1 protein-coding gene is annotated in these 2,177 nt (G+C 67.0%); it reads right to left on the reverse strand.

Features of this window, described 5'->3' with window-relative positions; genetic code table 11:
* Positions 1 to 2,177, reverse strand: a 2,177-nt coding sequence (locus Q0C48_RS07840) for a xanthine dehydrogenase family protein molybdopterin-binding subunit (RefSeq protein ID WP_291523160.1), incomplete at both ends; no start/stop codon positions are given.

Genomic DNA, 2,177 nt, shown 5'->3' on the forward strand with positions numbered 1-2,177 from the left:
GACGCTTGGTGTAGGCGATGGTGGCGGCGATGGCGGCGGCGGTGGCAATGTTGGCCGGTTCGGCAACGCCGTAGGCATCGGTAGCGCTAAAGCCCTGGTAGTTCTCCAGCAGCGCCACCTCGATCCGGGGGGTGTCCCCCGCTCCCGTCAATTTATAATCGACCAGATTGGGATTGAGCATCCAACCGGTGTGGATATCCAGGACCCGTTCCTCCAGCAGCGCATAAGCAACGCCCATGAGCACACCTCCTTGCACCTGGCTTTCAATCTGCAGAGGGTTGATGGGACGGCCACAGTCGTGAACCGCCACCACCCGTTCCACGCGGATGACGCCGGTCTCCGTATCGACGGCCACTGCGGCGAACTGGACCCCACCCAGGTCGTTCAGCGCCATGGCCCCATCGCCCGAAAGGCTGCGGAAACCGGGATAGTCATCGCTCCGCCCGGCAAAGGCGCTGATGCGGTCGGTGCGCAGGGCGGCGGCGGCCTCCCGCCAGGAAAGGCGCTGCTGCGGCGCATCGCGCAAATGGATCCAGCCGTCCTGCACGGTCAACCGTTGCGGGTCCACCCGCCAGGTCGAGGCGACGGAGCGGAAAAGGGCCTCTTTGATCCGCCAGGCGGCGGTGCGGGCAGGGGGGGTGATGGAGGCGGTGGTACGACTGCCGTAGGACGGTGGTCCCGAGGGAAATTCGGTATCCCCCATGCGCACCTGGATATCTTCCGGCTGCAGACCCAGTTCTTCGGCCACCACCTGGGACAGGACCGTACCGGCTCCGGTGCCGATGTCCTGCACGCTGGAAAGCACTTCGACGCGGCCGTCCCGCCACAGGCGCAATTCGCAGGCGGCGTTGGTCTGAACATTGGCGGACCACAGGGATTGCGCCATGCCGATGCCACGCTTGACCGGCCCCTGATCCGCCCCTGGCGTCCCGCGCCGCGTCCAGCCGATTTTTTCGGCGCCGATACGGCGTTCCTCGCGGCGCACGAGGCTGGGGTCGATGATATCCCGCAGGGCGACAGGGTCCATCGCGAGTTTCTCCGCCAGTTCATCAACACACTGTTCTAGGGCAAAGGCACCCTGGGTGTTGCCGGGGCCGCGCATAGCGCAACTAGGGCCGGTATGGGTGAAAACGTCGTACTGCAGGGATTCCACATGGGGGCAGTGATACAGGGCGGTGGCCACATTGCCCACACCGGCGCCGAAGGCGACACCGGCGTTGCCGTAGGAATGCAGGGAAAGCGCCGTCAGGGTGCCATCCAGCCGGGCCCCGATGCGCAGATGCTGTTCGCTGGAAGGGCGGTTGCCAGTGTCCATGTGTTCCTCGTCACGGCGATGGACCAGACGCACCGGCGCCCCCGCCAGCCGGGAAAGGGCTACCGCCGTGCGCCCGTAAAGTCCAATCTGCGACTTGGAGCCGAACCCCCCGCCAACGGCCTCGGCCCGTACCCGCACGCGGGAAAGGGGCAACTGGAAATGGCGGGCCAACTGCGCGCGCACCCCGGCGGTGAACTGGGTGGACATCCAGACGTCGAGACCGCCCTCATGCCAGGCCGCGACGACGGCATGGGGCTCCAGGCAGCAATGGGTCTGCACTTGGGTATGATAGGTCCCCTCTACCACAACCTCGGCGGCCGCGAAGCCGGCATCGATGTCGCCGCGGCTGCCCCGGCTCTCCGGCCCCCGGATATTGCCGGTGACAGGAAGATCACCGGCCGCGGCGGGCAGTCCGGCCGAGGGCATATCCTCCAGTCCGCCATCCGAGTAAACAACGGCGGCATCCGCCTGTCTGGCCCCTTCGAAGTCCACGACGAAAGGCAAGGGCTCGTACTCCACCCGAATCAGGCGCAGTGCCGCTTCCGCTAGTGCCGGTGTCTCCGCCGCCAGAGCGGCGACGGGTTGGCCGACATAGCGCAGCACTGCGGGGCGGCCATCGGTCGCAGGCCCCACCACGCTCAGTACCGCATGTACCCCGGGGGCAGAGGCGGCCGGGGAGAGATCCAGGGAACGGATGCGGGCGTGGGGCAACGGCGAGCGCAGGAGCGCTGCATGGAGCATCCCCGGCAGATGCACGTCCACCGTGTAACGTGCTGCTCCGGTGACCTTGGCCCGGGCATCCCAACGGCGTATATCCTTGCCGATCTGCGTCAGCGCGGCATTGGGCGCCAATGGCGGCGGC

This window comes from Acidithiobacillus sp. (genome assembly GCF_023255755.1).
Classification (GTDB): domain Bacteria; phylum Pseudomonadota; class Gammaproteobacteria; order Acidithiobacillales; family Acidithiobacillaceae; genus Acidithiobacillus.